This window comes from Gardnerella sp. Marseille-Q9185, assembly GCF_046508745.1.
In the GTDB taxonomy this organism is placed as follows: Bacteria; Actinomycetota; Actinomycetes; order Actinomycetales; family Bifidobacteriaceae; genus Bifidobacterium; species Bifidobacterium greenwoodii.
In genome coordinates this window covers 205182-230049 of record NZ_JBKFWK010000002.1, presented here as the reverse complement: position 1 = coordinate 230049, position 24868 = coordinate 205182, and the positions used below count along the sequence as shown (strand labels likewise).

21 protein-coding genes and 3 tRNA genes are annotated in these 24868 nt (G+C 45.6%); 9 read left to right on the top strand and 15 right to left on the bottom strand.

Going from position 1 to position 24868, the window contains the following annotated elements; genetic code table 11:
* Positions 1–101: 101 nt before the first annotated feature.
* Entirely contained in the window at positions 102–1256 is a 1155-nt protein-coding gene (dusB, locus tag ACLD5M_RS03570) for a tRNA dihydrouridine synthase DusB (protein WP_410314627.1), read from the bottom strand.
* A 78-nt stretch (positions 1257–1334) separates the two neighbouring features.
* Positions 1335–2855, bottom strand: coding sequence for a glycine--tRNA ligase (locus tag ACLD5M_RS03565; protein WP_004136274.1), 1521 nt, complete (start codon positions 2853–2855; stop codon positions 1335–1337).
* Positions 2856–2993: 138 nt separating this feature from the next.
* Between ACLD5M_RS03565 and ACLD5M_RS03560 the strand changes: the two genes are divergently transcribed.
* Together ACLD5M_RS03560 and ACLD5M_RS03555 are read left to right on the top strand one after the other, a co-directional pair.
* Positions 2994–3359, top strand: coding sequence for an MTH1187 family thiamine-binding protein (locus ACLD5M_RS03560; protein ID WP_410314626.1), 366 nt, complete (start codon positions 2994–2996; stop codon positions 3357–3359).
* 64 nt (positions 3360–3423) lie between these two features.
* Positions 3424–4656 (top strand): M20 family metallopeptidase, encoded by a 1233-nt coding sequence (locus tag ACLD5M_RS03555; protein WP_004136270.1) that lies wholly within the window; start codon positions 3424–3426, stop codon positions 4654–4656.
* 17 nt (positions 4657–4673) lie between these two features.
* Here ACLD5M_RS03555 and ACLD5M_RS03550 read toward each other — a convergent pair whose 3' ends face one another.
* From ACLD5M_RS03550 to ACLD5M_RS03535, 4 genes are all read right to left on the bottom strand, one after another.
* Positions 4674–5468, bottom strand: a complete 795-nt coding sequence (locus tag ACLD5M_RS03550; protein WP_004134558.1) for an isoprenyl transferase — start codon at positions 5466–5468, stop codon at positions 4674–4676.
* Positions 5469–5544: 76 nt separating this feature from the next.
* Positions 5545–6783, bottom strand: coding sequence for a hypothetical protein (locus ACLD5M_RS03545; protein ID WP_410314625.1), 1239 nt, complete (start codon positions 6781–6783; stop codon positions 5545–5547).
* Positions 6784–6934: 151 nt separating this feature from the next.
* A complete protein-coding gene (gene recO / locus ACLD5M_RS03540; RefSeq protein ID WP_410314624.1) occupies positions 6935–7681 on the bottom strand; it encodes a DNA repair protein RecO in 747 nt (248 codons plus the stop codon).
* Positions 7682–7732: 51 nt separating this feature from the next.
* The gene (locus tag ACLD5M_RS03535; protein WP_410314623.1) at positions 7733–9184 is read right to left on the bottom strand and encodes a DivIVA domain-containing protein; all 1452 of its coding nucleotides are present in this window, start codon (positions 9182–9184) and stop codon (positions 7733–7735) included.
* 118 nt (positions 9185–9302) lie between these two features.
* On the opposite strand from ACLD5M_RS03535, the gene ACLD5M_RS03530 reads away from it, so the two are divergent.
* Positions 9303–9376: transfer RNA gene (locus ACLD5M_RS03530), tRNA-Val, on the top strand.
* Positions 9377–9434: 58 nt separating this feature from the next.
* On the opposite strand, the gene ACLD5M_RS03525 is transcribed toward ACLD5M_RS03530, so the two are convergent.
* The gene (locus tag ACLD5M_RS03525; RefSeq protein WP_410314641.1) at positions 9435–10340 is read right to left on the bottom strand and encodes a PDZ domain-containing protein; all 906 of its coding nucleotides are present in this window, start codon (positions 10338–10340) and stop codon (positions 9435–9437) included.
* A gap of 136 nt (positions 10341–10476) precedes the next feature.
* On the opposite strand from ACLD5M_RS03525, the gene ACLD5M_RS03520 reads away from it, so the two are divergent.
* Positions 10477–11985, top strand: coding sequence for a zinc-dependent metalloprotease (locus tag ACLD5M_RS03520; protein ID WP_246904621.1), 1509 nt, complete (start codon positions 10477–10479; stop codon positions 11983–11985).
* A 1-nt stretch (position 11986) separates the two neighbouring features.
* Here ACLD5M_RS03520 and ACLD5M_RS03515 read toward each other — a convergent pair whose 3' ends face one another.
* Entirely contained in the window at positions 11987–13501 is a 1515-nt protein-coding gene (locus ACLD5M_RS03515) for an ATP-dependent helicase (RefSeq protein ID WP_410314622.1), read from the bottom strand.
* A 156-nt stretch (positions 13502–13657) separates the two neighbouring features.
* Here ACLD5M_RS03515 and ACLD5M_RS03510 point away from each other — a divergent pair, with 156 nt between their 5' ends.
* Positions 13658–15295, top strand: a complete 1638-nt coding sequence (locus ACLD5M_RS03510; RefSeq protein WP_410314640.1) for a phosphotransferase — start codon at positions 13658–13660, stop codon at positions 15293–15295.
* A gap of 18 nt (positions 15296–15313) precedes the next feature.
* Positions 15314–15532 carry a DUF3107 family protein gene (locus tag ACLD5M_RS03505; RefSeq protein WP_004128724.1) on the top strand — a complete coding sequence of 73 codons (219 nt, stop codon included), beginning with the start codon at positions 15314–15316 and terminating at the stop codon, positions 15530–15532.
* Positions 15533–15537: 5 nt separating this feature from the next.
* Here ACLD5M_RS03505 and ACLD5M_RS03500 read toward each other — a convergent pair whose 3' ends face one another.
* Positions 15538–16458, bottom strand: a complete 921-nt coding sequence (locus ACLD5M_RS03500; protein WP_375169016.1) for a PHP domain-containing protein — start codon at positions 16456–16458, stop codon at positions 15538–15540.
* Positions 16459–16577: 119 nt separating this feature from the next.
* Here ACLD5M_RS03500 and ACLD5M_RS03495 point away from each other — a divergent pair, with 119 nt between their 5' ends.
* Entirely contained in the window at positions 16578–17225 is a 648-nt protein-coding gene (locus ACLD5M_RS03495; RefSeq protein ID WP_375169017.1) for a vitamin K epoxide reductase family protein, read from the top strand.
* A gap of 26 nt (positions 17226–17251) precedes the next feature.
* On the opposite strand, the gene murI is transcribed toward ACLD5M_RS03495, so the two are convergent.
* Positions 17252–18025 carry a glutamate racemase gene (murI, locus tag ACLD5M_RS03490; protein WP_410314621.1) on the bottom strand — a complete coding sequence of 258 codons (774 nt, stop codon included), beginning with the start codon at positions 18023–18025 and terminating at the stop codon, positions 17252–17254.
* A 247-nt stretch (positions 18026–18272) separates the two neighbouring features.
* On the opposite strand from murI, the gene ACLD5M_RS03485 reads away from it, so the two are divergent.
* Positions 18273–18548: a BrnT family toxin gene (locus ACLD5M_RS03485; protein WP_004134531.1), complete on the top strand. Its 276-nt coding sequence runs from the start codon at positions 18273–18275 to the stop codon at positions 18546–18548.
* Positions 18526–18729 (top strand): hypothetical protein, encoded by a 204-nt coding sequence (locus ACLD5M_RS03480; RefSeq protein WP_004134528.1) that lies wholly within the window; start codon positions 18526–18528, stop codon positions 18727–18729. Before ACLD5M_RS03485 ends, ACLD5M_RS03480 begins: the two co-directional genes overlap by 23 nt.
* Positions 18730–18829: 100 nt before the next feature.
* On the opposite strand, the gene ileS is transcribed toward ACLD5M_RS03480, so the two are convergent.
* From ileS to ACLD5M_RS03455, 5 genes are all read right to left on the bottom strand, one after another.
* Entirely contained in the window at positions 18830–22228 is a 3399-nt protein-coding gene (gene ileS, locus ACLD5M_RS03475; RefSeq protein ID WP_410314620.1) for a mupirocin-resistant isoleucine--tRNA ligase, read from the bottom strand.
* 355 nt (positions 22229–22583) lie between these two features.
* A tRNA-Arg gene (locus tag ACLD5M_RS03470) sits at positions 22584–22656 on the bottom strand.
* A 44-nt stretch (positions 22657–22700) separates the two neighbouring features.
* Positions 22701–23021, bottom strand: a complete 321-nt coding sequence (locus tag ACLD5M_RS03465) for an exodeoxyribonuclease VII small subunit (protein WP_019260809.1) — start codon at positions 23019–23021, stop codon at positions 22701–22703.
* A 45-nt stretch (positions 23022–23066) separates the two neighbouring features.
* Positions 23067–24467 (bottom strand): exodeoxyribonuclease VII large subunit, encoded by a 1401-nt coding sequence (gene xseA, locus ACLD5M_RS03460; RefSeq protein ID WP_410314639.1) that lies wholly within the window; start codon positions 24465–24467, stop codon positions 23067–23069.
* Positions 24468–24577: 110 nt separating this feature from the next.
* A tRNA-Lys gene (locus tag ACLD5M_RS03455) sits at positions 24578–24651 on the bottom strand.
* Positions 24652–24868: the final 217 nt, after the last annotated feature.

Sequence of the window (24868 nt, the reverse complement as noted above, 5' to 3'; positions counted from 1 at the left end):
GGGCTATATGCAAATATACATAGCCGGTAATTTTCTTTGAATAATCACAAGATAATCGCAAAATAATCAGCATATAAAAATGGCCAAAAGCCTAGAAAACTCTAGTAACTAGCATCCATTGGATCGTCGCCAAACAAGGCTTCGCGCTCCTCGTGACTTGTAGTACGAGAATCCAACCAGCCGTATGGCAAATGAACTTTTTTAGCAAAACGCACACGCCCACGCGGCGTGTCTAACACTTGTTCCGGCAGACGAAGAGAGCCATCGAGCATGTTGAGATTGCGCTTAACATCCTCAATAGACTCGCATTCCATAAAGTTTTTGCGAGTTCCTCCCCCAACCGGAAAACCCTTTAAATACCAAGCAATATGCTTACGCAAGTCGTGAACAGCCATACGCTCGTCGCCATCATAAAACTCAACCAAAAGATTTAAGTGGCGCAAAATCACTGAGCCAACTTCCGCCAAAGTTGGGTTAACGCGTTCACTACTGCCCGCACAAGCGTTACGAATATCTGCAAAAATCCAAGGCCTACCCTGGCATCCGCGACCGATAGCAACGCCAGCGCAACCAGTTTCTTTAAACATTGCAATCGCATCTTGCGCACCCCAAATATCACCGTTGCCAAAAACGGGAATATCAAGCGCCTCAACAAGCTCCCCAATACGCTGCCAGTCTGAATGACCGCCATAATATTCTGAAGTTGTGCGAGCATGCAAAGTTACAGCAGCGCATCCTTCTTCTTGCGCAATATGACCCGCTTGAATAAAAGTTTCATGACTCTCGTCAATACCAACGCGGAATTTTGCCGTAACAGGGATTCCTGCAGGTTCGCAAACAGAAACGACGCGATGCAAAATTTCTTGCAACAAATCAGTTTTCCAAGGAAGAGCAGAACCGCCGCCGCGTCTTGTAACTTTAGGAACTGGGCAGCCGAAGTTTAAGTCAACATGGTCAGCCATGTTTTCGTCAACAACAATTCGAGCAGCTTGTTCTACAATAGAAGGATTAACACCATAAAGTTGCAGCGAGCGCACTTTTTCGCTAGGCGCAAAACGGCAAAGTCTAAGAGCTTTTGGATTTCGTGCAACTAACGCTCTAGCCGTAATCATTTCTGCCACGTAAAGGCCGTCCGGACCAAATTCTCGGCAGATTACGCGAAATGGCCAGTTGGTAATTCCAGCCATTGGAGACAAAACAACAGGAGTAGCAATATGAACTTTCCCTAAATCCACTGGTTTTATAGAAAAATTCATATTGCTTTAACTCCATTCACTTTAATAATATTTTTGCTTTAATGCTTAAGCTACACTTAAACGATACTTAAGCGCGATTTAGTACAAGCCGCCAGCAGTTGCGATTTTAACAGGCTTAGATTCGTCCTCGCCTGCTTCTTTAGCAACATCCGTAGCGCCGTCAGCCGAACGAGTGCCAACAATCTCAACAGGTCCTTGCGGATATTTAACGCGCTTCTCGTTAATGCGGCTAGCAACGTAATCTGCAACCTTGTCCAAAGAAACGCGCTCTTGCTGCATAGTGTCGCGCTCGCGAATAGTAACAGCATGATCTTCCAAAGTATCGAAGTCAACTGTTACGCACAAAGGAGTACCGATTTCGTCCTCACGACGGTAGCGGCGGCCAATAGCGCCTGCTTCGTCATAATCAATAACCCAATCATGCTGGCGAAGATCCGCAGCCAAATCTTGAGCAACAGACTGCAATTCTGGCTTCTTACTCAAAGGCAACACTGCAGCCTTAACAGGAGCCAAACGAGGGTCAAGTCTAAGAACAGTACGCTTGTCAACGCCGCCCTTAGTGTTTGGAGCTTCATCAACATCGTAAGCATCAACCAAGAACGCCATAAGCGAGCGCGTAAGACCAGCCGCAGGCTCAATAACGTAAGGAACGTACTTTTCGCCAGTAGCCTGGTTAAAGTAGCTCAAATCCTCACCAGAATGCTTAGCATGAGCAGACAAATCGTAGTCAGTACGGTTTGCAATACCCTCAAGCTCTCCCCAATCAGAACCTTGGAAGCCGAATTTGTATTCAATATCGACAGTGCGCTTGGAATAGTGGCTGAGCTTCTCCTTAGGATGCTCGTACATGCGCAAGTTTTCTGGCTTCACACCCAAATCCACATACCAGCGAACGCGAGTGTCAATCCAATACTGATGCCAAGCTTCGTCTGTTCCAGGCTCTACGAAGAACTCCATTTCCATCTGCTCAAACTCACGAGTGCGGAAAATAAAGTTTCCAGGCGTAATTTCGTTGCGGAAAGACTTACCAATATTTGCAATACCAAAAGGTGGCTTTTGACGAGTAGAAGTCATGACGTTCTTAAAATCAACGAAAATACCCTGAGCTGTTTCTGGACGCAAATAGTGCAAGCTGTTTTCGTCTTCAACAGGTCCTAAATGAGTGCGAAGCATCATGTTGAAGTCACGTGGCTCAGTCCAGTTTCCGCGAGTTCCGCAATCTGGGCAAGCAATATCTTTTAAGCCGTTTTCTGGCATTTTATCGCCATGCTTTTCGGCATAAGACTCTTCCAACTTGTCTGCACGATGACGCTTATGGCAGTTCAAGCACTCAATCAAAGGATCGTTAAACACGGAAACGTGACCGGAAGCAACCCAAACTTGCGAAGGCAGAATAACGGAAGTATCCACGCCAACAACATCGCCGCGCGTGGTTACCATGTAGCGCCACCATTCGCGCTTGATATTATCCTTTAACGCAACGCCCAACGGACCATAATCCCACGCGGAGCGCGTGCCACCGTAAATTTCGCCAGCTGGGAACACAAAACCTCGACGCTTAGCCAAGGACACGACTTCATCAAGCTTTGAAACAGCCACAATACACCTTTTCGTAAAACTAGAAAATTCGGGTGAAACGGTGTTAATTATAGAAAAACCCTGTGACGCTTGTAGAATTATCAAAATAACATAAATATTGCAGTTCGTTTGCCGTTGCGCGAGTTTAAAGGAATTACTATGAGCGAAAATAATAGCGAGAATACAAAAGACAATGCGAGCGAGCACAAAACTAACACTGTTGCGGCGTTGTGTATTGCTCCAAGCGGAGTTGGTGACGAGTTAAGCGAGTACGTTGCGGATGCTGTGAAAGTTATTCGCGATTCTGGATTAAAAAACGAAACTAACGCAATGTTCACGAATATTGAGGGCGAATTTGATGACGTTATGCGCGTTGTTCGTGACGCAACTATGACGCTAGTTAATAAAGGATACCGAACTGGGGTAATCTTAAAGTTGGATATTCGCCCTGGTTTTAGCAATCAAATTGACGCAAAAGCGGCGCTCGTAAATAAAATTCTCGACGAACGGAATAAAGAAGAATAAAACTGAAATCAAATAATCTCAAAACTCAAAAAAGTTATAATAAAACAAAGGAAAGCAGGAATTTATGCTGCAACTTACGGCAGTTCAGAAAATATTATCCGATTTAGATGAAACCCAAGCAGAACGAGAAAAACAATACAAATACTTTCATCAACATCCTGAACTGTCAATGAAAGAAGATCATACAGCTCAAACAATTATTGATATTCTTAGCAAAGCTGGGATTGAAACAAAACGAGTTGGAAAAACAGGCGTTGTGGCAGAGATTAAAAACGGCGAAGGTCCTGTTGTTGCTATGAGAGCGGATATCGATGCGCTTCCAATTAAAGAAAATTCAGGAAAAGATTACACTTCAACAGTTAGCACGCAAGACGAAAATGGCAAAACGGTTGGAGTTTCACACGCTTGCGGTCACGATTTTCATATTTCCAGCCTACTTGGTGCCTTGAAGGCTTTTAATGAACATAAAGATGCTTGGAGAGGAACGTACATTGGCGTTTTTCAGCCTGGAGAAGAAACAGCTCAAGGCGCAAAAGACTTGGTGGAAAATGGCATTACGAGCATGATTGCAAAGCCCGACGTTTACCTTGGTCAGCATGTGTTGGGTGCTATTCCTGCAGGAACAGTCGGTATTCGTCCGGGCGCGTTCTTAACTACTGCAGCTTCGATTCGCGTGCACATTTTTGGTAAAGGTTCGCATGGTTCTATGCCCGAGTTGAGCGTTGACCCGGTGGTTGTTGCTTCATCAATTGTGCTTAAATTGCAGACGATTGTTTCTCGCGAACTTGCAGCTAAAGATTACGCAATTGTTACAGTTGGCGCGCTTAATGCAGGAAGTAAGTCGAATATTATTCCTGATGACGCCGAGCTTTTAATTAACACAAGAACTTATAGCGAAGATACTCAAGAATTTGTGCACAATGCTATTGAACGAATTGTGCGTGGAGAGTGCGAGCTTGCAAGATGTCCTAAAGAACCAGAGTTTACGTATTCTGATCACTATCCGCTTACGAATAATGATCAGAATGCATCTTTGCGCGTGCGTAAAGCTTTTGATGAATACTTTGGAGAAGATTCTGTAGATATTTCGCGCGCTTCTGCTTCGGAAGATTTTTCTATAGTCGCGAACGCTTTTAAAACTCCTTACGCTTACTGGGGCTTAGGTGGTTTTGCGGATATGCAGAATGCTCCTGGAAATCACAATCCGGCATTCGCCCCAGATTTGCAGCCCACTCTTAATCGCGGATTAGAAGCTGCAGTCGTAGCAGCTTGCGCTTGGCTCGCTAGCGAAAAGTAACAAATCTTAGTGGGATACTAGGCATTTTTTACGCCGCCAAAACGACGGTCGCGATGCGCATAACGGTCGATCGACCTCCACAGCGCTTCGCGGCCGTAATCCGGGAAGAGTTCTGGCACAAAATCAAGCTCCGCGTAAGATGCTTGCCAAGGCAAAAAGTTGCTAGTGCGCTGCTCGCCGGAAGTGCGAATAACCAAATCGCAATCTGGAATATCTGGATTATACAAGTGCTCAGCAATCATTTTTTCAGTAACACGATCGCCCTTAATTTTGCCATTTTGAATTTCTTTAGCAATTTGCGCACAAGCATCCGCAATTTCTGCACGACCGCCGTAATTTATGCAAAAAACAACATCAATAGTTTTGTTGTTCTTGGTAATTTCCTGCGCTTTTTCCAACTCGTCAATAACAGACTTCCACAATCTAGGGCGCCTTCCTGCCCAACGAACGCGCACTCCCCACTCGTTCATTTGCGCAACTCTGCGGTGAATAATATCCCTAGAAAATCCCATTAAGAAGCGCACTTCTTGCGGCGAGCGCTTCCAATTTTCCGTGGAAAAAGTGTACAAACTTAAATAGCGCACTCCCGCTTCAATAGCGCCTGCAATAGTGTCAAAAACAACAGGCTCTGCGGCCTTGTGGCCTTCTGTGCGAATCATTCCTCGCTCTTTAGCCCAGCGACCATTGCCGTCCATAATCACGCCAACATGGCGAGGAACCTTGCCCTTAGGAAAATCTGGTATGCGAGAAGGGTCACTAAAAGGAGCCGCCGGAATATTAAGCGACGTATAATCCACGTTTTCAAAAGCCATACTTACGAATGTAACAACCCCATTGAACGAATAAGACACACATCTAAAACAGCGTATTTATAAAATACGCAATCATCTACATATTCATTTCTTCTCGCTTAGGGTTAAGGAACTTTGCCAAACCAAATGCTCTTAAAATTGCAGCTAAAATAATTGGCAAAATTGAAAGAGTTATAAATGTATACGCAAATTCTTCAAGATAGAAGTAAGAGATGCTTGAACCACTAATAATATCAAAAATAAGCATAATTATTACATAAGCAAAAGTAGAAATTAATACGCCAAGAATAGACCCGCCTATATTAGAACGTTTGCGAACAACAAACTGTCTTTGGAAAACCTCTAAAAGAATAATAAAAACCAATGTTGAAATTATGTAAAAAATAAAATACTTCATATTGTAATAATACTGAAGCCAAATGTAGTAAATAGTTCGAACAATAAACCAAACAATAGAAGGTACAATAACAAAATTATTTTTACGAGCAACTTGCGCAAAACCCAATACTACCGCAAGTGGAACTAATGGGTATGAAATATAAACACAATTAATAATTAAAGAATTTATATATACCCAGTTTGGAAATTTAGTAATCATAACAAGATATGTACTAATTGCAACAGCAATAGATAAAATAATTACTAAACCTATTTCTTTTTCGTTCCATTGTGAGCAAAAAGTATTAACAAGCTTTTCGTGCTCATTAAAACGATTATATAAGCTAGATTGAGCGTAACCTCTAGGAGCGCCGTATTGCGGCATACCAGGCCCACCGTACTGCGGACCACCGTACTGGTTTCCACCGTACTGGTTTACACCGTACTGAGACTGGGCGTAGCCTTGTGGGCTGCCATACTGCGGAGCACCATACTGTGAGCCATACTGCGGCTGAGCATACTGCTGCTGAGCATACTGCTGCTGAGCATACTGCTGCTGCGGCTGGCCGTACTGTGTCTGTCCGTACTGAGCTTGAGAATACTGCGACTGCTGAGCGTAAGTTTGTTGCGGCTGAGCATACTGTTGTTGAGCATACTGCTGTTGAGCATACTGTGGCTGTGCATACTGCTGCGGCTGGGTCGGCTGATATTGATTCTGTTGGTATTGATCCTGTTGGTACTGATTCTGCTGGTACTGAGATTGTTGGTACTGATCCTGCTGGTACTGAGATTGATCATATTGCGGCTGATTGTACACATCAGATTGCTGATTTACATAAGATTGCGCGTTTTGAGAAGAATTTTCAGCATTATAAGAATTACTGTTCTCGCTATTAGTCTGATTATTCACAGCGTCAGAATTGTTATTAACGTCCATTTTGACTCTCTAGCTCTCGTAAAACAAACACTTAACGCTCATTTTACTACACGAATAAAAAATATTAAAAGACTTAAATCAGCAAATCACAAAAGGCAAAAAGCGCAAAAATATTGAAAATACTAAAGTCTAACGAAAAATTACAAGCTAACTAATCAGAAATTAGTCCCATTGAACGAATTGGGCGCTCAAGATAATACTCCGCCCAAAGTTTTGCGCAAGAAAGAGTAGAAGAATCAATTTGCACGCCGTCAATAGAATGCCAATCGCCTTGCAAAAGTGCGAATAGTTGAAGACGTGTTTCGTCAGAACAAATAATAGATTCGGTAGTATGATCTCCAGCACACATAACGCCACCGGCAGATGGAGAAAAGTAGCACAAATTTTCTTCTTTTCCGCAAACAACGCAAGTTTTTAAACGCGGAGACCAACCAGCCAAAGACATTGCGCGCAAAAGGTATGAAATTCCAATAGCATTCGGCGCATGCTTTCTGTTAGATAGCGACGACAAAGCAGCAGTAAGCAGACGATACTGCCCGGAAGTATCTTGATATTCACGCATATACTCATCCGTATACTCGTTGGAAACTAGAGCATCTGCAACTTCCAGCATAACGCTTGCATACTCATAGGACGTATAATCGGCACAAATCGGGCCAGCGTAGGCAGATATAGAAACAGCCTGAGATACAACATCCAAAGACTTTCCTTGCGCCAAAAGCACATCAACACGCATAAGAGGTTCAAGTCGGCCACCAAAGCGCGATTTAAGACGACGAACTCCTTTTGCAACAGCACGAACTTTTCCATGCTGCTTTGTGAGCAAAACTACAATCCTATCTGCTTCACCCAAAGGAAAAGCACGAAGCACAACGGCTTCATCGCGATACAACGGCATAAATCAAACTGCCAGTCTAAAATTATTGCAAATCTTAGCAAATAAAAGCGTTTACGCTAAGCCGTCGCTAGTATCGTCATTAGTATCGTCATTATCTGAATCATTATTGAAAGAAGTTGATTCATCAATATGACCGATTATTGGGAATGAAAGATCCGGAATATCCAAACTCAATGGCTTGCTAGGCTCTAAATGCGTAACTGGGATTTGCATAGAATCAGATGCACGCTTTGCAGGAGCTGCAGGCGGGAAAGATGGTATAGAAGACGCAGGTGCAGGTGCAGGTGCAGATTCATCAGCTTCGTGCGTACGATGCGAAACCGGAGGGAAAGCAGGAGGCACGCTCGGCGGCATAGAAGTATTCGCAGCAGGCTTTGCAGCTGGTTTCACTGCTGGCGGCAACGTTGGAGGCAAAGTATTAGAAGCAGAGGAATTATGCATTACTGTGGCACTTTGCAAAAGCTCATCGTTACTATCTTCATCTTCAAGATTTGCGGACTTGCTTTCTGCAGAATGAGCCGTAAAGATCGCGCGCTCAGACTTATTTAGCGCTTCAAACGAATCACTAGAAGGTTGATTATTGTAATCAACCGGAGCAAAAATGCTTTGCTTTTCGTGATCAGGAACATTAGGAACCAATTGAGAGCGAGTAATCTTTGGCAAAACGTTTGAAGCTTCGCCCTTTTCTGCAGAAGAAGCTACAGAAGATGCTACAGAAGATGCGCTAGACACTTTTGCTGCAGGAGCAAAAGATGGAGCGTCAGAAGCGGCAGAAGCAGCCGCAACGGACGCGCGCTTATCTTCAGCAGCAGACGCAGCAGCAATAGCCTCAACAAGAGTATGTCCTGAATAATCAGAATCAACGTACTTGTCTAAACGCTTAAGAGATTCCAAGCTACTTAACAAACGCACGCAAGCATTCAAGTAGTAATCAACCTGACGCTCATCATAACCATGTTTGCCAGTTTTTTGAGTGAAAATAACATTAGAAACATATGTGGAGTTGATGTCATTCAAAGTATTTTCGTCGGTTTCCCACTCAAGCTCGTGACCAAGCATAAGCGCAATCTTATCTAAAGCTTGATCAACCATAATATCTACTTGCTTACGAGCATAAGATGGTCGACGAGAAGCGCCGTTATCAAAACGTTCACGATAATCACGCTGAGCATGCTTCAAAAGCTTACGATACAACTCTTCGGCACGAGCTTTCCAAGCTACCCTACCGCACTCGGAAATCTCCTGCTCTGTGCATTTGTCAACAACTGCGCGCTCTAAGCGAGACAGTGCAGCATCAACCTGCCCAATAACATAACCATTGCGCTCTAAGTCAAAAGAAACTTCTTGAATGTCTTGCTGAGTAAGTCGAGCCTCATCGCTTTCATACAAAGTGTGCGCACGCTCCAGAAAAGCATCTACCTGTGCGACGTTATATCCTAACTTACGCTTACCCACACGCTCCATTCCTGAAGCATTACGAGCGGTATCAGGTTTATGAGTCATCTACTATCGACCTCCTGAGCACATGTTTCCATTGAGTATACTCTACGCGATTGTTGAGACGCGCGCCACACGTTGCATTCGTACATACCTTCATGTATGTTTTTACTTTGTTGCAAACGGGCGATTAGCTCAGCTGGCTAGAGCGCCACCTTTACACGGTGGATGTCGGGGGTTCGAGTCCCTCATCGCCCACTTTCTGTTCGATTTGATTCTATTATTTAGATTTGCCTATTTTGTATTTATTTTGTATTTATTTTGTATTTACATCTTTTGCATTACAGCTTGGCAATTTATCTGCGCCACGGCCAGAACCTATAGATTTCAACGCTTTATAAGCTTCATCAATCGTACTAACTCGAACAACTCGCAAACCTTGTGGAACATGACCAACTACTTCGTCGCAATTATCTTTAGGAGCTAAAAACCAGGTAGCACCATCTCGCTTAGCCGCAATCATTTTTAGACGAATACCGCCAATAGCGCCAATTTTCTTCGATTTTTCAATAGTTCCAGTACCGGCTATAGTTTTACCGCCAGTTTCGCTTTCAGGCGTAAGCTTATCTAAAATTCCAAGCGTATACATCATTCCTGCAGAAGGACCACCAACATCTTCAATATGCAAACGCAACTTCACACCCTTAGTATTAATTCCAAGATGCTTAGAGGCGTATTGTAAAGCAACGTTTTGCGCAACATCCTGCGAATTGTCCATTTCGTGTTCGGATTCTTTATCGTAATCATCTGCATTCTGACCAACAGGAACAATTGCTTCGCGAGGAATTATCTCTTTTTGAGGATCCAGCCACGAAATAAGCGCGTAAAATGTTGAAACTTCATACCCTGGAACTCCAGAAGTATTAACAGTGAGCATTAATAATTTTCCGCTATCCTTATGCTTTGCATGCTTTGAAAGTATTTGAATTACAGGAAGCTTTGAATCTCCAGAAACACCAAGAACATCCTGAGTAGGCCCCGGCTCTTCTACAACATACGCACTTGGTAGCATCAACGCAATTAAAGCAACTACTACTGCGAAAAATCCCGCAAAATAGCGCAAAGAATGTGAATCAATATACGAAATAAACTGCTTCGCAAATGTTAGCAATCTACCTGATAATGTGCTAAATATGCGCAAACGTTTAGAAAAGCCAAGCATGTTTGTATCATTACACAAGCCCTATATAGATTAATTTAATTTTGGATTTGACTTATAATGCAAATAAAGCAAAATATAATGCAAAATATAATGTATAAAACATATTTGCTTTAAACCGCAGTAAAAGGATGAACTCATGAACGATGATGCAATTCACCAGTGGCTTATTGAATGCTTTGGGCCAATACAAGGCGAAGAAGCATGGAAACAACTTGAACAACTTCCTTTTGAGCTGCGCGAACAACTCTTAAATCAGAACCCATCTAAGCTTCCTAAACCGGACGAAGTTCGCAGCATGATGCAAGCTTTCAGCGCAGGAGGACTAAATAATCCTAATGAAATGGAAGCAACGCTTGAAGAAGGGCCAATTAACCAAAAACTTGCGCAATCAATTGCATTACAACGTGCAACCGGAGATCAAGGCAATGTAAATGCGGAAGTTGCTGACTCGGCTAGGCGTGCGCTAAGTCAAGCAAATTTGTGGCTTGATATTACGTGCAATTTCAATCCTGCTCCAGGAACACCAGCAGTACTTTCAAGAGCAGATTGGGTTGAAGGAACGCTCGGAGCGTGGGTAAAATTCGCAAATCCTGTAGCAAAATCCGTAAACGAAGCGCTTACTTCTGTTATTGAAGAGCGATTCCGCGATGTGGACGATGCAGAAGTAAAAGGACTTTTTGCTGGCGTTGTGCCAATCCCACTTCCGGAAGGAATGAATAATCCTTCGCAACTAATGAAACTACTCGGAAATACTTCCTTTGCTATGCAATTAGGGCAAGCTGCAGGCGCACTTTCGCACGAAGTACACGGAAGTTTTGATCAAGGACTTGCGTTATTGCAAAATCCTGCTGGTGGCTTAATTCCATACAACTGCATTGAATATGCGAAAGTGTGGGAGCTGGACATTACAGAAGTCATGAATTATTTGGCTTTACGAGAAGCAGCTCACGCAAGATTATTCGCAGCCGTGCCATGGCTTATGCCGCGATTTGAAGCGCTTATTATTAAGTATGCAAACGGAATAAGCATTGATTTAGAGGCGATGGAAGAACAGCTTCGAGATGTGGAAACAATGAATCCGGAAGCAATTTCGGGCGCTGTAAATTTGCAGAATATTGGTAGCAACGATTCCGAGGAGCAGCGTCAAGCATTGCACAGTTTGGAAACCCTGCTTGCTCTTGTTGAAGGATGGGTTGATTGCGTTACTTGGCAGGCTGGAATGGCTCATATTGTGCATATTGAACAGTTGCGCGAAATGATGCGTCGCGAGCGCGCTGCAGGAGGCCCGGCAGAAGTGACTTTTGAATCGCTTTTGGGATTGAAACTTAGACCTCGCCGCATGAGAGAAGCCACTAAATTGTGGGAAAAGATTACACGAGAATGCGGAATTGATAAGCGAGATAGTTTGTGGAGTCACCCGGATTTGCTGCCAACTTTGCCGGAAGCTAACGAAAACGCGAAGGAAGATGGTAGCGAATCTAATCGTGAAAATAGTAGCGAAAGTGCGAGCGCAAATAATAGCGAAACCTTAGATACTAGCTTGGGTACTAGCTTGGGTACTAACGGTAGCGAAAATTGGGACGCTGACTTTAGCAAACTACTTGAGGAAGAAGAGCGCAAAAAGAAGAAAGACGACGAAAACTAGATTAAGCCAAGAATCGGCTAGGCGCGCGATTCATCCCCGCACTTCCCTCTTTTCGGCAAGCATAAGACAGGTGAAGCGTTTTTTCGGCACGAGTCACAGCAACATACATAAGCCTGCGCTCCTCTTCTATATCTTCATCCGTAGAAGCAGAACCGAATGGTATTAAGCCTTCCGAGCAGCCAATCACATAAACGTGCGTAAACTCCAAACCCTTAACTGCGTGAATAGTAGAAACTGTAACGGTTGAAATATCAAGCGTTTTAGAAGCATCACTCGCAACTAAAGAAGCTGAGTTTTGCGCATCTTCCAAAACATTTCGCTGCCAGCCAACGTCTTTTCTAACGCGATATGGCATTTTGGCAAATTTTAAAGCTTTGCAAATAACCTGCTGCTGAGCGTTAGTACGCGTTAGTATTGCGCAATCTCCCGGATTAGCAACGCCGCTTTTTACAAGCTTTGCAATTTGATTGACCACGCCCAAAGCTTCATCAACATCAGTGGCAAAAACCTGCTGAGAAACGCGAGTACCGCCTTTAGTAAGAGACTTAACTTTTACGTAGTCACGCTTATACGGCGAAGAAGCAAGCACGCGATTAGCAATACCAACTATGCGCTCTGTGGAACGGTAATCCGTATTCAAACTAATATCGGCACTTATTGGAGCAAATTCTTGCGGAAAAGCTAACAAATCGTAGCTACTTGCGCCGGCAAACGAGTAGATAGTTTGTGCAGGGTCGCCCACTACGCAAATATCGCGATTCTGCCCCATCCACAATCGCAACAATTCGTGCTGTAAAGGAGACACATCCTGATATTCGTCAACTGTAATCCATCCGATCGATTGCCTAATACGGTTTGCAGCTTCCGGAAAATTTCTCAAAATATGACATGCAAGCAAAAGAATATCGTTAAAATCAATACAATTATGCGAATTTTTTTCGGTTTCGTAAGCTTCGTAAACGTCAACGAATTGCTGCGGCTCTAATCCTGCAGGAGGCAGACGATGAGTTGCAGCACAAGCGCGAATATAATCATCCGGCGAAATAAGCGAAACTTTAGACCAGTTGATTTCCGCCAAAATATCTCGAGCTTGCAGCAAAGTTAAGCCATCAAAATCCGGGTAACGCTTAAGAGCTGCAGATATTATTTGCTTAGGATCTTCCATAATAGACGGAAAAGGCGCTGAACAAACTTCGCTCCACACGCTACGAATCTGCTGCAATGCAGCCGAGTGAAAAGTTGCAACACAGCCAATATTTTTAACGCCAAGAGCCTCAATTCTAGAACGCATTTCCGCAGCAGCTTTTACCGAAAATGTAACCGCAAGCACACGCTCAGGATTCCACTTACCACTAGCGCAAGCATACGCAATTCGACGCGTAATAGTGCGCGTCTTACCCGCTCCAGCGCAAGCAATAATGCGCACCGGGCCTTCTACTGCCGTGGCAGCTGCACGTTGCGAATCATCCAAACCATCTAAAAGCGCTTCTGGAGAAGTTACTTGCGAAGAATTCATAACTACTATTGTGGCAGCAATAACGACGCTTGTGCAAGCTGAATAAAAACATGTGTATAACTTACGAAAAATTGGTAAAATCTCGGTGCTTTGTATTACTGTGGGAGTGTGACACAACTCAGTAGATTCAAGTTGGCAGCACTGGCATCTGCAGCCATGCCCGAAGTACAGTTTGCAGGAACGCGCCAAAGTGAGCAAGTTAATGCCACTGATACCGCGGCTGGAATTTCTCACGCCGTTGTGCAAGATATTTCAGGTAAGCTTTATGACGTTTTTATTAGCGCAGACAACAAGGGTCGCAAGCGTTTGCGCGACCGAGCTCGTGCAGCATGGACGCTTGAGCACAGCAAAGATTTAGCAGCTTTGGGATTTGCGTACGACACTATGCTTACGTTTATTCCAGGAAAACGCGAAGGCGAAGAAAACAATACTGCAACCGCGAATGCTACAAATAATGCAGATAGCGCAAATCTTAAGCAGACTATGCAAATGTCTAGCATTATTTCCGACGAAAACGACAATGACACTGTGCTTATTTGCGAGCATCTTGAAGGAAGCGCGCGCGACTTGCGTCTTCTCACAACGGATGATTGCGCAAATGTTGGAACTGCAATCGGCGCAATTCACAGACTTCGACCTAGCTTCGTAACTCGCGGAAAATATCCTGCTTTTACTACTGGCCAAATTCGAGCACAGTTAACCGGTTGGATTAAAAGGCTTCGTCAAGCAGGTCACATTCCAACAGAAATTACGGACAGCTGGTCCAGAGTGTTGGAAACTGAAGGATTGTGGTCATTTGAAACATGCCCAGTACACGGCGGTTTTGTTGACGGAGATATTCTGTTTTCAGGATCTACTATTACTGCCGTAACAAATTGGCAGGGAATGCAAATTAACGATCCTGCTCGAGATTTGGCTTGGATTTTTGCAAAACTCAACGAACAGCGCAGAAACGCAGTACTTTCTGCATACGGCAGGATGATGGGATCTCGTCTCGATAGTTTGATTATGCTTCGCGCGAATTTGTGGCTGCAAATGGAGCAAGTTGGAGATTTTATTCAGGCTTTGCAGCGTGCAGACACAACAAGTATTATGCGTTTTAAGGCGCAGGTGGAACGTTTAGCGCACGAGCTTAGCCGTATTAACAATGCTCAAGCCGCTAAAACTCACTCTGCTGGAAGCCCTGCTTCTACTATTACTGTTGGCACGCTTCTTGAAAACGACAACACAAAGAGTCGCCAAATTTTGCAAAATAATTCTTCTGAAAATGCTGCAAATACCGCAAATTCCGCAAATGGAGACGAAACCAATGAGCGCGATATTACGGTTGAAGGAAATGTTTCTAAAGATAGCGATCATAACACAAAAGTTGCGCACGAAGCTGCCGAAAACGACGATACTCACGAGCGCACAGTTCAGTACGCTGTAACTAATTCTTCTAGCAACGAGGAAGCTGAAAAGGTCGCGCATATTGCGGACGATACGGCAACTCAAGTAATTACGCATGTTGAAGCTAAGTCTTCAAATGATAATGCTGACGCTGCAGAAACTGAAGCAGAATCAGAATTAGAATCAGAAGATGGCGTTGCAAATGTTGAAGCAGCAGACGCTGAGCCAGAGGCAGTTGCTGAGTCAAATACGAACACTGAAGCAGAGGCAGACGCTGAAACAGATGCAGACGCTGAAAAAACTTCCGCACAAGAAGAAGACGATAAGCCAGAAACGGTTATTATTCCTCTTCACGAGCGCGAAGAGCGAGCAAAGCGCGACGCTGAAGAAGAAAGTAGTTTATAGTACTTATAGGAGGACGGCATGCGAGTAGTGCTGGGATTAAAAAACGTTTCCGATTCAATTGATTTTGAAACAAACCAGAGCGCGGACGAAGTGCGCACAATTATTAGCGATGCAAAAGATATGCTTGAGTTTACTGATGTAAACGGTCGTACGATTATGATTTCAGCATCGTCATTGTCTTACGCGCTAATCGGCGACACTCCAAAGCATTCAGTAGGCTTCAGCGCCCTCAACTAAAAGATTTAGAGCTTATAGCCGCGGGAAAGTATTTCCGACACCACTTCGCGGCTTGTTGTTTCTTCACCCAGGCGGTTTGGTTTGCCTGAGCCATGCCAATCCGAGCCGCCTGTTACAAGCAAATCGCACTTTTGCGCCAAATCAAGCAAACGCTGACGCTGGTCTTTAGAATTTCCGCGATGATACACTTCTAAACCGTCAAGACCAGCTTTTGCAAACGATATAATCTGATCGTCTGAAAGAAGTACACGATTACGCGCAGGATCCGCCGGATGCGCAATCACAACAACTCCCCCAGCGTTCTTAACCGCATCAATAACCTCACGCACATTCGGCGAAGGCGTTGGAATATAGTACTTGCTTTGCGGAGAAATAGGGCCAGCAAAAGCCTCGGAGCGCGTGCGAAAAACGCCGGCTTTAACCAAAGCATCCGCAATATGCGGTCTGCCGATTGTGGTCAAATCACCAAGCTTAGCTTGAGCTAAAACATCATCCCAAGTAATTGGAAAATCGTTAGAAATGCGCTCAACCATGTGCTTTGTGCGCTCAAAACGATACTTACGAGTAAGCTCAAACATGCTCACAATCATGCTATTTTGCGGATTGTACTGGTATGCGAGCATGTGCACATAAACTCCAGCATCTTGAGCAGTAATTTCCGAACCAAAAAGCACGGGCATATTCGAAAGCTTAGCCGCAGCGCGAAAATCATCCCAACCTGCAGTAGTGTCATGATCGGTAATAGCAACTCCATGCAAACCAGCGAGCTTAGCTTGCATAATCAAATCTTCTGGAATGGCAGTTCCGTCAGAATAAACGGTGTGACAGTGCAAATCCCAGCGTTCGCGCGCAGCCAGCGTAAGATGCGTGCTACTAGCATTCGCATAATCAAATGCGTCGCATTGTTCGTTGCTATTTTCGGTCATATAATCATCGTAAACTGTGCTATGTAAAGAGAAATAAATACGCACTCATAATCATTCGCTATTATTTGCTATTATTCCCATTGTTAATAATTTGTTATCGGTAAATTTTAGGAGCGGAGATGGAGCAGACCAGCACGGCGCAAGAAGAATACGAAACAACACTGCGCGGATGGAGACACTCCTCTTTGTGGACTTACGGCATAATGCTGTTCTTTTCCGCAGTGGCGCTTATAACATCGCTTATTCTTTCCGCAGAAACGCTTGCTTTGGCGCGCGCACCGAAAAAATTACTTAGCTGCGACTTTAACACCGTTGTCTCCTGCTCTCGCGTTTCACAAGCTTGGCAGGCAGAAATTGTGAAATTCGGCGAATTAAGCTTCCCAAACGCATTCTTTGGAATTGCTGCAGAAAGCGTGTTCGTAACACTTGCTGTTATTGGAATGATTCGCGTTTGCGTGCCGCGCTGGTTCGCAATCTGCACTTGGATTGGCGGATTATGCGCGCTCGCCTACTCTTACTGGCTGTTTTCTCAATCAATGTTCGTGATTCACGCTCTGTGCCCGTGGTGCATTGTGCTCATGTTCTCCACAACAATGCAATTTATGTCGTTGACGCACGCAAGCGTAAGCTCGCAAAAGCTACTTGTTAAGCGTTTTACGTGGGTTGAAAGCTATTACCGTTTGCGATACGACCTACTAGTTGACGTGCTGTGGATTGCGGCGTTAGTTACGCTGATTTTAAGCCAGTATGCAAAAGTAATTTTTTAGTAAAATACTAAAGATCAAATATAAGACTACTTACACAAGCTTTCTGCAAGTTGCTGCATGCGCTCGCTAGTATCCGAATTAGTAAGCGTAATTGAGCCTTCCTGAGAATTGCTTGCAAGCTCATTATTAAGTTCCAATATTTTGCGCAAATGATTGATCGTGCCTTCGTTACCGTCAACAATATTCGTGCGCGCAGGCAAAAATTCGCGGAAATAATCACGGTAGAACACAAAATGAGTGCAGCCAAGCACAACCGAATCAATACTTTCTAAATCATACTCGTCGAAATACTTGTGAAGAGCTGCAAAAACCGTATTGCGATTATTAAGCTCCCCACGCTCAACAATACGCACTAAATCGGGGCAAGCTTGAGAAAAAATCGTATGATTTTTAGAAAAACGCTGCAGCAAATCCGCAAACTTATGCTCGCGCAAAGTAAGCTCAGTTGCGGACACAATTACGCGCTGAGACTCGCCTTTGCCTAAATCGCAAGCTAATTTAAGCGCCGGCTCCATACCTATGATAGGTATATTGTAGTTCGCGCGCAAATCGTTCACAGCTGCGGAAGTGGCGGTGTTGCAAGCAATTACGATGGCTTTTACATTTAAGCTAACGAATCTCTCAACAATTGCAAAGCTTAGCTTTTTAACTTCCTCGGGAGTTTTAATGCCGTATGGAGCGTTGGCAGAGTCGCCAAAATAGATGATTCGCTCATGCGGAAGAGCAGCATGTAACTGACGAGCTACGGAAATGCCTCCAAGCCCCGAATCAAAAACGCCAATTGCTGCCGACGATGCCATAGACTACCTCCTAAAAACGCTTACGATTCTAATGGCGAGCCTCAACATATATGAGAGCAAACCTACTTTTGGACGGTAAAACAGCAATCCAATGCAATATAGCGAATTTTATAAATAACTTTTATCCACAATGCACAAAAACTCTATGAAAGCTAAATTAAAGCATTTACGATACCTAAAACAACATCAATCAAAAATAGTTTCAATTGATGCTATTTTACGTTAAAATAGACGATAGAAGGTGAGTATGAATTTTGAGTACGATCCTGCAAAAAGCTTAAAAAATTTAGCTAAACACGGTATCAGTTTCAAAAGAGCCCAAATACTGTGGAACAATGAAACAGCTGAAATAAAATCCAAAAATTCAGGAAACGACAACTCTCGCTACTTAGTTTTTGGAAAGATAGACAGTAAATATTGGACTGCAGTAATAACGAAAAGAAATAATCGAATTCGTATTATTTCTGTAAGAAGATCGCGCAAGAAGGAGGAACAGTATTATGAAAAACACCACAAAAAGTAGAGAAATAAGCGGAGAAGAAATTGATAGAAAATTCGATAACGGCGAAGACGTACTTGAATACTTTGATTTGGAGCATCCAATTATAGAGAACCACTCTAACGAACAAAAGCACGTCACTTTTATTATGCCTGAATGGATATTGAGAATAATGAAATTCTTTAGAGTCGCTACAACACTGTAGTCAAATAAAGAAGCAAAACTAGAGATAAAACAAAACGTGCCGACGTATTAAATTGTACGCCGGCACGTTTTTGTTTAGTTAATTAGCTGTTAGTTGTGTTTTACGCACGCTTAAGACTTACGCTAAGCTCAGTTGCGCTAGAATCAGCCTCAACAACCTCGAAGCTCGTAGCCAAAGTTTCTTCCGCAATCAAATCACGGAACTGATTAACTTTAGCAACGTCCACAGCTGGCACGCTCAAAGTCAAAGCGATTCGGTCAGTAACATCCAAACCGTTCTCCTTGCGCGCATCCTGAACAGCGCGAATAGCGTCACGAGCATAACCTTCCGCAAGCAAATCGCTAGTCAAAGCAGTGTCGAGCATAACGAAGCCGCCAGTTGGCATAGCTGCAGAAGCCGTATTTTGAGCAGATTTAGCATCCGAAGATTCAACGCGATTCACAAGCTCATACTCGCCTTCAACGAGCGCAACTTCGCCGTTTGGAGTCTGAACAACAGGAGCGCCAGACTCGTCAACATGCCAATCGCCACTCTTAGAAGACTTAATAGCAAACTGCACTTGCTTACCCAAACGAGGGCCAGCCGCACGCGCATTCACCTTAAGCTCGTGAACAATCTTCAAACCGTGTTCGCTTGCATCCTGCAAAGTGCAGAATGTAACATTCTTCACGTTAAGTTCACGCTCAAGAACCTGCTCGTAAGGCTCAACAGAAGCAGTATTTTCTGCAACAACAGTCAAGTTTGCCAACGGCTGACGCACGCGCAACTGTTCCGCCTTACGCAACGAAAGCGTAGAAGACACAACCTCGCGAACCTTATCCATAGCAGTAACCAAATCATCGTCGTGCGCAAGAACAGCACCAAGCTCGGTGACTTCGCCAGCCTTAGGGTTCTTCTCACCATCCGAAAGAGTCTCAGGCTCAACCAAATAAGGCCAATCAGCCAAATGCACGGATTCGCCGCCAGTAAGGCCACGCCACACAGCCTCCGCTTCCATTGGAGCAAGAGGAGCAATCGTGCGCATAAACACTTCCAACACAGTGTAAAGCGTGTTGAAAGCAGCTTCATCCTCATTCCAGAAGCGGTCACGGCTGCCGCGAATATACCAATTCGTAAGCACGTCAATAAAGTCACTAACGGCCGCGCAAGCGTCACTAATAGCAAACTCGTTCAAGCACTTTTCAACGCGCTCAACAAGCAAACGCGTGCGAGCAAGCAAATAACGATCCATGTTGCAAAGTCCTGCAACCTCGTCCGCGCGAAGGCGACGAGCATCATAACCCTTACCACCGTTTGCAGCGTTAGCATACAAAGTGAAGAAGTAGTAAGAGCTCCAAACTGGAAGCATAACCTGACGAACAGTATCCCTAATGCCGTCTGCAGTAACAATCAAATTGCCACCGCGCAAAATTGGCGAAGACATAAGGAACCAGCGCATAGCGTCAGAACCGTACTCGTTGAAAACGCCATTCACATCCGGGTAATTGCGCAAATGCTTACTCATCTTCTGACCATCGGAACCAAGCACAATGCCGTGGCAAATCACGTTCTTATAAGCCGGACGGTCGAATAGAGCCGTAGCCATAATGTGAAGCGTGTAGAACCAACCGCGAGTCTGACCAATATACTCAACGATGTAATCGCATGGGAAGTGCTCTTCGAAGAATTCCTTATTTTCAAACGGATAATGGAACTGCGCGAAAGGCATAGAACCAGACTCAAACCAGCAGTCGAGAACATCCGTAATACGGTGCATTTGCGACTTTCCAGTAGGATCATCCGGATTTGGACGAGTAAGGCGATCGATATACGGGCGGTGCATATTCACATTGCCGTCGTCGTCGCGCGGATAATCGCCAAAATCAGCCTTAAGCTCTTCCAACGAACCGTACACGTCTACGCGAGGATACTTTGGATCGTCACTCACCCACACTGGAATTGGCGAACCCCAGAAGCGGTTACGGCTAATCGACCAATCGCGAGCGTTAGAAAGCCACTTACCAAACTGGCCGTCCTTAACGTTTCCAGGAATCCAATTAATCTCCTGATTAAGCTCAAGCAAACGCTTCTTAATCTTCGTAACAGACACAAACCAGCTAGAAACAGGCTTGTAAATAAGAGGAGTTGCGCAACGCCAGCAATGAGGATAGCTGTGCACGTAGCTTTTTTCTTGGAATAGCAGCGCGCGCTGATCTTCCGGCATTTGAGCAAGCGGACCGTCTCCTGCACGCAAGTTACGCAAAATAGGCAAGTTGGCGTCGAAAACGTACAAGCCTTCGTAATCTGGGCAGTCGCTTGTAAACTTGCAGCCTGCGTCGAGCACGTCAACGCTGCGAATTTCGTGTGCGTTAAGCGTGTTCATATCGTCCTCGCCGTAAGGAGCTTGGTGAACAAGGCCAGTACCTTCAGCGGTGTCAACATAATCTGCAGTGAAAATCGTAAAAGCGTTAGGACCAGGAGTACCACCCTCGGAGAGCGCAGATTCGCTTGCAAAATAAGGGAACACTGGGTAGTAGCGCCAACCGGCCATCTGCGCACCCTTAAGTTCGCGCACAACCTCGTAGTTTTCGCCAAGTTCCTTAGTGTAGGAGGCGAGCAAAGGCTTACCGATGTAGAACTTTTTGCCAGCGAACTTGCCTTCGGTTGGGCGAACTTCCACGTAGTCGATGTCTGCGCCAACTACGATTGCGAAGTTGGTTGGCACAGTCCAAGGAGTAGTGGTCCAGAAGACTGCGTAAGCGTCGGCTTCGTCGCGAAGCTTAACGGCCACGGAAACGGTAGTGTCCTGACGATTCTGGTAAACGTCCGCATCCATGCGAAGCTCGTGGGCGGAAAGCGGAGTCTGGTCCTTCGGGCAGTACGGAAGCACGCGGTAACCCTTGTAAGCCAAGCCCTTATCGTAAAGCTGCTTAAAAGCCCACATTACGGATTCCATGTATGGAATGTTCAGCGTTTTGTAGCCGCGCTCGAAATCAACCCAGCGAGCCTGACGATGCACGTAGTTTTGCCACTCGTTTGTGTACTTCAAAACGCTGGCACGGCAAGCATCGTTGAACTTTGCGATGCCCATTTTTTCGATTTGCTCAACCGACTCGATGCCGAGCTCCTTCTGCGCTTCCAACTCTGCAGGAAGACCGTGAGTATCCCAACCAAAAACGCGGTTTACTTTGCGGCCGCGCATAGTCTGATAGCGCGGAACCACGTCTTTTGCGTAGCCTGTGAGCAGGTGGCCGTAGTGAGGAAGACCGTTTGCGAATGGAGGGCCGTCGAAGAACACGAACTCGTTTTGGCTACCCTTGCCGGACGGGCGGTATTCGATTGACTTGCGGAAAGTGTTATTTGCATCCCAGTATTGAAGAACGGACTCTTCAAGCTTTGGGAAGGAAGGATTTGGTGCAACTTGCGCGCCGGCAGTTTCTTGCGCAGATGCAGAAACACTTACCTTTGGGTATACGTTATTTGCGCACGACTTTTCGGCTGGATTAGTGGATTCGCTCACTGTGCTCTCCTCGCTCAACAGGGTGAATATTTCCCTGCGAGGACGACAGCTACTGCCGCGGTACCACCTCGCTTGCTATAAGACGATTACGTAACGAAAGTTACGTAGGTTACGTGCGTAACGCAAATACGAAACGCAATCTAACTATTCTTATAGCCTCTCGTGTTTGGCTGTACGGGCCAACCCCGTCGGTTCTAATAAGCGAGAACCTTACGAATCCTCGCCGTTCTTCCGAAAACTCCCCGCCGATAACGGATCATCGCTTAAGTTAGAAATAATCTAACACTATCCCCTAACATTAGGAAGAATTTCGCGACTCGCGAATAATACGAACAAAGTAAATAAGTAATAAAAGTGCCCCGGATCAGAATCGAACTGACGACACCCACTTTAGGAGAGTGGTGCTCTATCCACTGAGCTACCGAGGCAACAAATGGCAATTATACACTATGGCGTGTCACTGCGGCGCGCACTAATCCTCAAGATTAGACTGCGTGCCAGCCGTCGCCGCCGTCGCCGACTGCTCCGCCTGCGCCGCGTCCAACTTGGCGCGAACCGTGGCAAGCAAACCCTGAGCGCGCTTTGCCAACGCCTCACCAATCTCCCACTGACGCATGGACTGGTCGAGCGTCAAACCGCCAGCTTCCAGCGCCTGAACCGCCTGAACAAGCTTTTCGCGAGCCTCTTCGTATGGCATCGCCTCAATCGCAGCGCGCTCTTCTTTCGTAAGAGTGCTTGCGAATTCTGTGCTTTCTGCTGATTCTTCAGCCTTTTTCGTTACTTTCTCGCTCATATCTAACCTTTCGCTATATCTAAAATATCTAAAATATCTAAAAAATTACTTACTTGACTTTACGGCAGACGGATTTACGGCAGCCGACTTTACGGCAGCAGACTTAGTGCCAGTCACCTTGCCAAGAACAACGCCGCTTTTAAGCGTAACAGTCATATCGTCGCCAACTTTCGCTAAAGCCGAGTCGTCAAGCACTCGCCCACCGCTAAGCTGCACTACAGCGTACCCGCGGTTCAACGTCGATTGCGGACTTAACGCAGTCAAGCTCGCGTGCGCTTTCTCAACAGTCAAGCTCGCGTCGTCAAGAAGTCGCACCAAACCGTGACGCATTCTCTCAACAGCCTGATTAACAAACAACTCGTGCGGCTCAAGCATAGTGCTCGGGCGCGTAAGGCTCGGGCGATTCGCATAACCCTCAACGAGACGAATCTCATTGTCAACGCGCGCAGAAATTCGCATGCGCATAGTTTGCAGCGCGTTATCAATAAGCTGCCACTGCTCGCGAACGTCCGGAACCACGCGCTTTGCAGCATCCGTAGGAGTCGACGCGCGCAAATCCGCCGCCAAATCGATAAGCGTCCAATCGTCCTCGTGGCCGATTGCAGACACAATCGGAGTCACGCACGCAGCCGTTGCGCGAACCACGCCCTCGTCCGAAAAACCAATCAAATCCTCAAAACTGCCACCGCCTCGAGCAACGATAATAACGTCAACCTCTGGGTCCGCGTCGAGCTGGTTGATTGCGGCAATAATATCCGACGGACACTGCACGCCCTGCACGTGCGCGTGAACAACCTTGAAGCGCGTAACAGGCCAGCGCAAATTCACGTTCGTAATAACATCGCCCTCAGCGCGCGCTTGAGGAGCACACACGAGGCCGATGCACTTAGGAAACTCCGGCAGTGGAACCTTATTTTCAGCGTCAAACAGGCCCTCACCCTTAAGTTTTTTACGCAACTCGTCAATTTGCGCTTTTAAGTCGCCGGCGCCGACGCGGCGAATTTCGTCCGCAACGAAGCTTAAACGCGTGGCTTTTACCCAAATATCAGCCTTGCCGTGAACAACTACGCGGTCGCCTTGGCGAAGTTCGCGCGCCTGCTGCACGAAATTGCTAAAGCCCATCACGGAAATCGAGACTTCCTCGTTGCTGTCGCGAAGAGTGATGTAGCCGGAAGAAGCGCGGCGCATGTTGATTTCGACGATTTGACCCTCAATCCACACGGATGGCCAGCGTTCGACGGCGCTGTGGAACTTTTGGCTTAAGACGGCAACAGGCCACGGATTTTCGGCGGTTGTGTCGGCAGCTTTTAGAGGAAGCTGGCGCGGCTGAGCTTGCTGCGGAGTAAGCGGCTGAGTAAGCGGCTGAGCAAGCGGCTGAGCAAGCGGCGCAAGATTTTGTGGCGGCTGCTCGGGCTGCGCATCATCCTGGAATAATTGCGGCATCATATTCGACGAGGTCATACTTCAAGATTGACTGCAAAGAGGGACAAAGAGAGCTTCGTTGCGTGTGGAGATTGATACGAAAAAACCCAAGCGCGAAGCTTGGGTTTTGCTTGTGCCCCCTCAGGGATTCGAACCCTGGACACGCTGATTAAGAGTCAGCTGCTCTAACCAACTGAGCTAAAGGGGCGTTGGTTATCTTGGCCCGCTTTGCGAACCGAGTAACTACTATACTCAGAATGAGAGCGTACGCAAGCCGGCGTGTCGCATTGCCCTTGCTTGAAGCTGCATTGCGCGCTTCAAGCAAGCTCAATGCGGTAGCGACGACTCAATGCTGAAAGCACAGTGTGCTTTCAATGTCGGAGCGCAAACGATTGTGCTTTCTTTATATCCTTAAGAAAGCACAA

What these genes read in the sequence shown, in the direction of transcription:
- dusB (WP_410314627.1), bottom strand. Translation starts at nt 1,256, where the DNA reads ATGAATTTTTCTATAAAACCAGTGGATTTAGGGAAAGTTCATATTGCT.
- ACLD5M_RS03560 (WP_410314626.1), top strand. Translation starts at nt 2,994, where the DNA reads ATGAGCGAAAATAATAGCGAGAATACAAAAGACAATGCGAGCGAGCAC.
- ACLD5M_RS03555 (WP_004136270.1), top strand. Translation starts at nt 3,424, where the DNA reads ATGCTGCAACTTACGGCAGTTCAGAAAATATTATCCGATTTAGATGAA.
- ACLD5M_RS03550 (WP_004134558.1), bottom strand. Translation starts at nt 5,468, where the DNA reads ATGGCTTTTGAAAACGTGGATTATACGTCGCTTAATATTCCGGCGGCT.
- ACLD5M_RS03545 (WP_410314625.1), bottom strand. Translation starts at nt 6,783, where the DNA reads ATGGACGTTAATAACAATTCTGACGCTGTGAATAATCAGACTAATAGC.
- recO (WP_410314624.1), bottom strand. Translation starts at nt 7,681, where the DNA reads ATGCCGTTGTATCGCGATGAAGCCGTTGTGCTTCGTGCTTTTCCTTTG.
- ACLD5M_RS03535 (WP_410314623.1), bottom strand. Translation starts at nt 9,184, where the DNA reads ATGACTCATAAACCTGATACCGCTCGTAATGCTTCAGGAATGGAGCGT.
- ACLD5M_RS03525 (WP_410314641.1), bottom strand. Translation starts at nt 10,340, where the DNA reads ATGCTTGGCTTTTCTAAACGTTTGCGCATATTTAGCACATTATCAGGT.
- ACLD5M_RS03520 (WP_246904621.1), top strand. Translation starts at nt 10,477, where the DNA reads ATGAACGATGATGCAATTCACCAGTGGCTTATTGAATGCTTTGGGCCA.
- ACLD5M_RS03515 (WP_410314622.1), bottom strand. Translation starts at nt 13,501, where the DNA reads ATGAATTCTTCGCAAGTAACTTCTCCAGAAGCGCTTTTAGATGGTTTG.
- ACLD5M_RS03510 (WP_410314640.1), top strand. Translation starts at nt 13,658, where the DNA reads ATGCCCGAAGTACAGTTTGCAGGAACGCGCCAAAGTGAGCAAGTTAAT.
- ACLD5M_RS03505 (WP_004128724.1), top strand. Translation starts at nt 15,314, where the DNA reads ATGCGAGTAGTGCTGGGATTAAAAAACGTTTCCGATTCAATTGATTTT.
- ACLD5M_RS03500 (WP_375169016.1), bottom strand. Translation starts at nt 16,458, where the DNA reads ATGACCGAAAATAGCAACGAACAATGCGACGCATTTGATTATGCGAAT.
- ACLD5M_RS03495 (WP_375169017.1), top strand. Translation starts at nt 16,578, where the DNA reads ATGGAGCAGACCAGCACGGCGCAAGAAGAATACGAAACAACACTGCGC.
- murI (WP_410314621.1), bottom strand. Translation starts at nt 18,025, where the DNA reads ATGGCATCGTCGGCAGCAATTGGCGTTTTTGATTCGGGGCTTGGAGGC.
- ACLD5M_RS03485 (WP_004134531.1), top strand. Translation starts at nt 18,273, where the DNA reads ATGAATTTTGAGTACGATCCTGCAAAAAGCTTAAAAAATTTAGCTAAA.
- ACLD5M_RS03480 (WP_004134528.1), top strand. Translation starts at nt 18,526, where the DNA reads ATGAAAAACACCACAAAAAGTAGAGAAATAAGCGGAGAAGAAATTGAT.
- ACLD5M_RS03465 (WP_019260809.1), bottom strand. Translation starts at nt 23,021, where the DNA reads ATGAGCGAGAAAGTAACGAAAAAGGCTGAAGAATCAGCAGAAAGCACA.
- xseA (WP_410314639.1), bottom strand. Translation starts at nt 24,467, where the DNA reads ATGATGCCGCAATTATTCCAGGATGATGCGCAGCCCGAGCAGCCGCCA.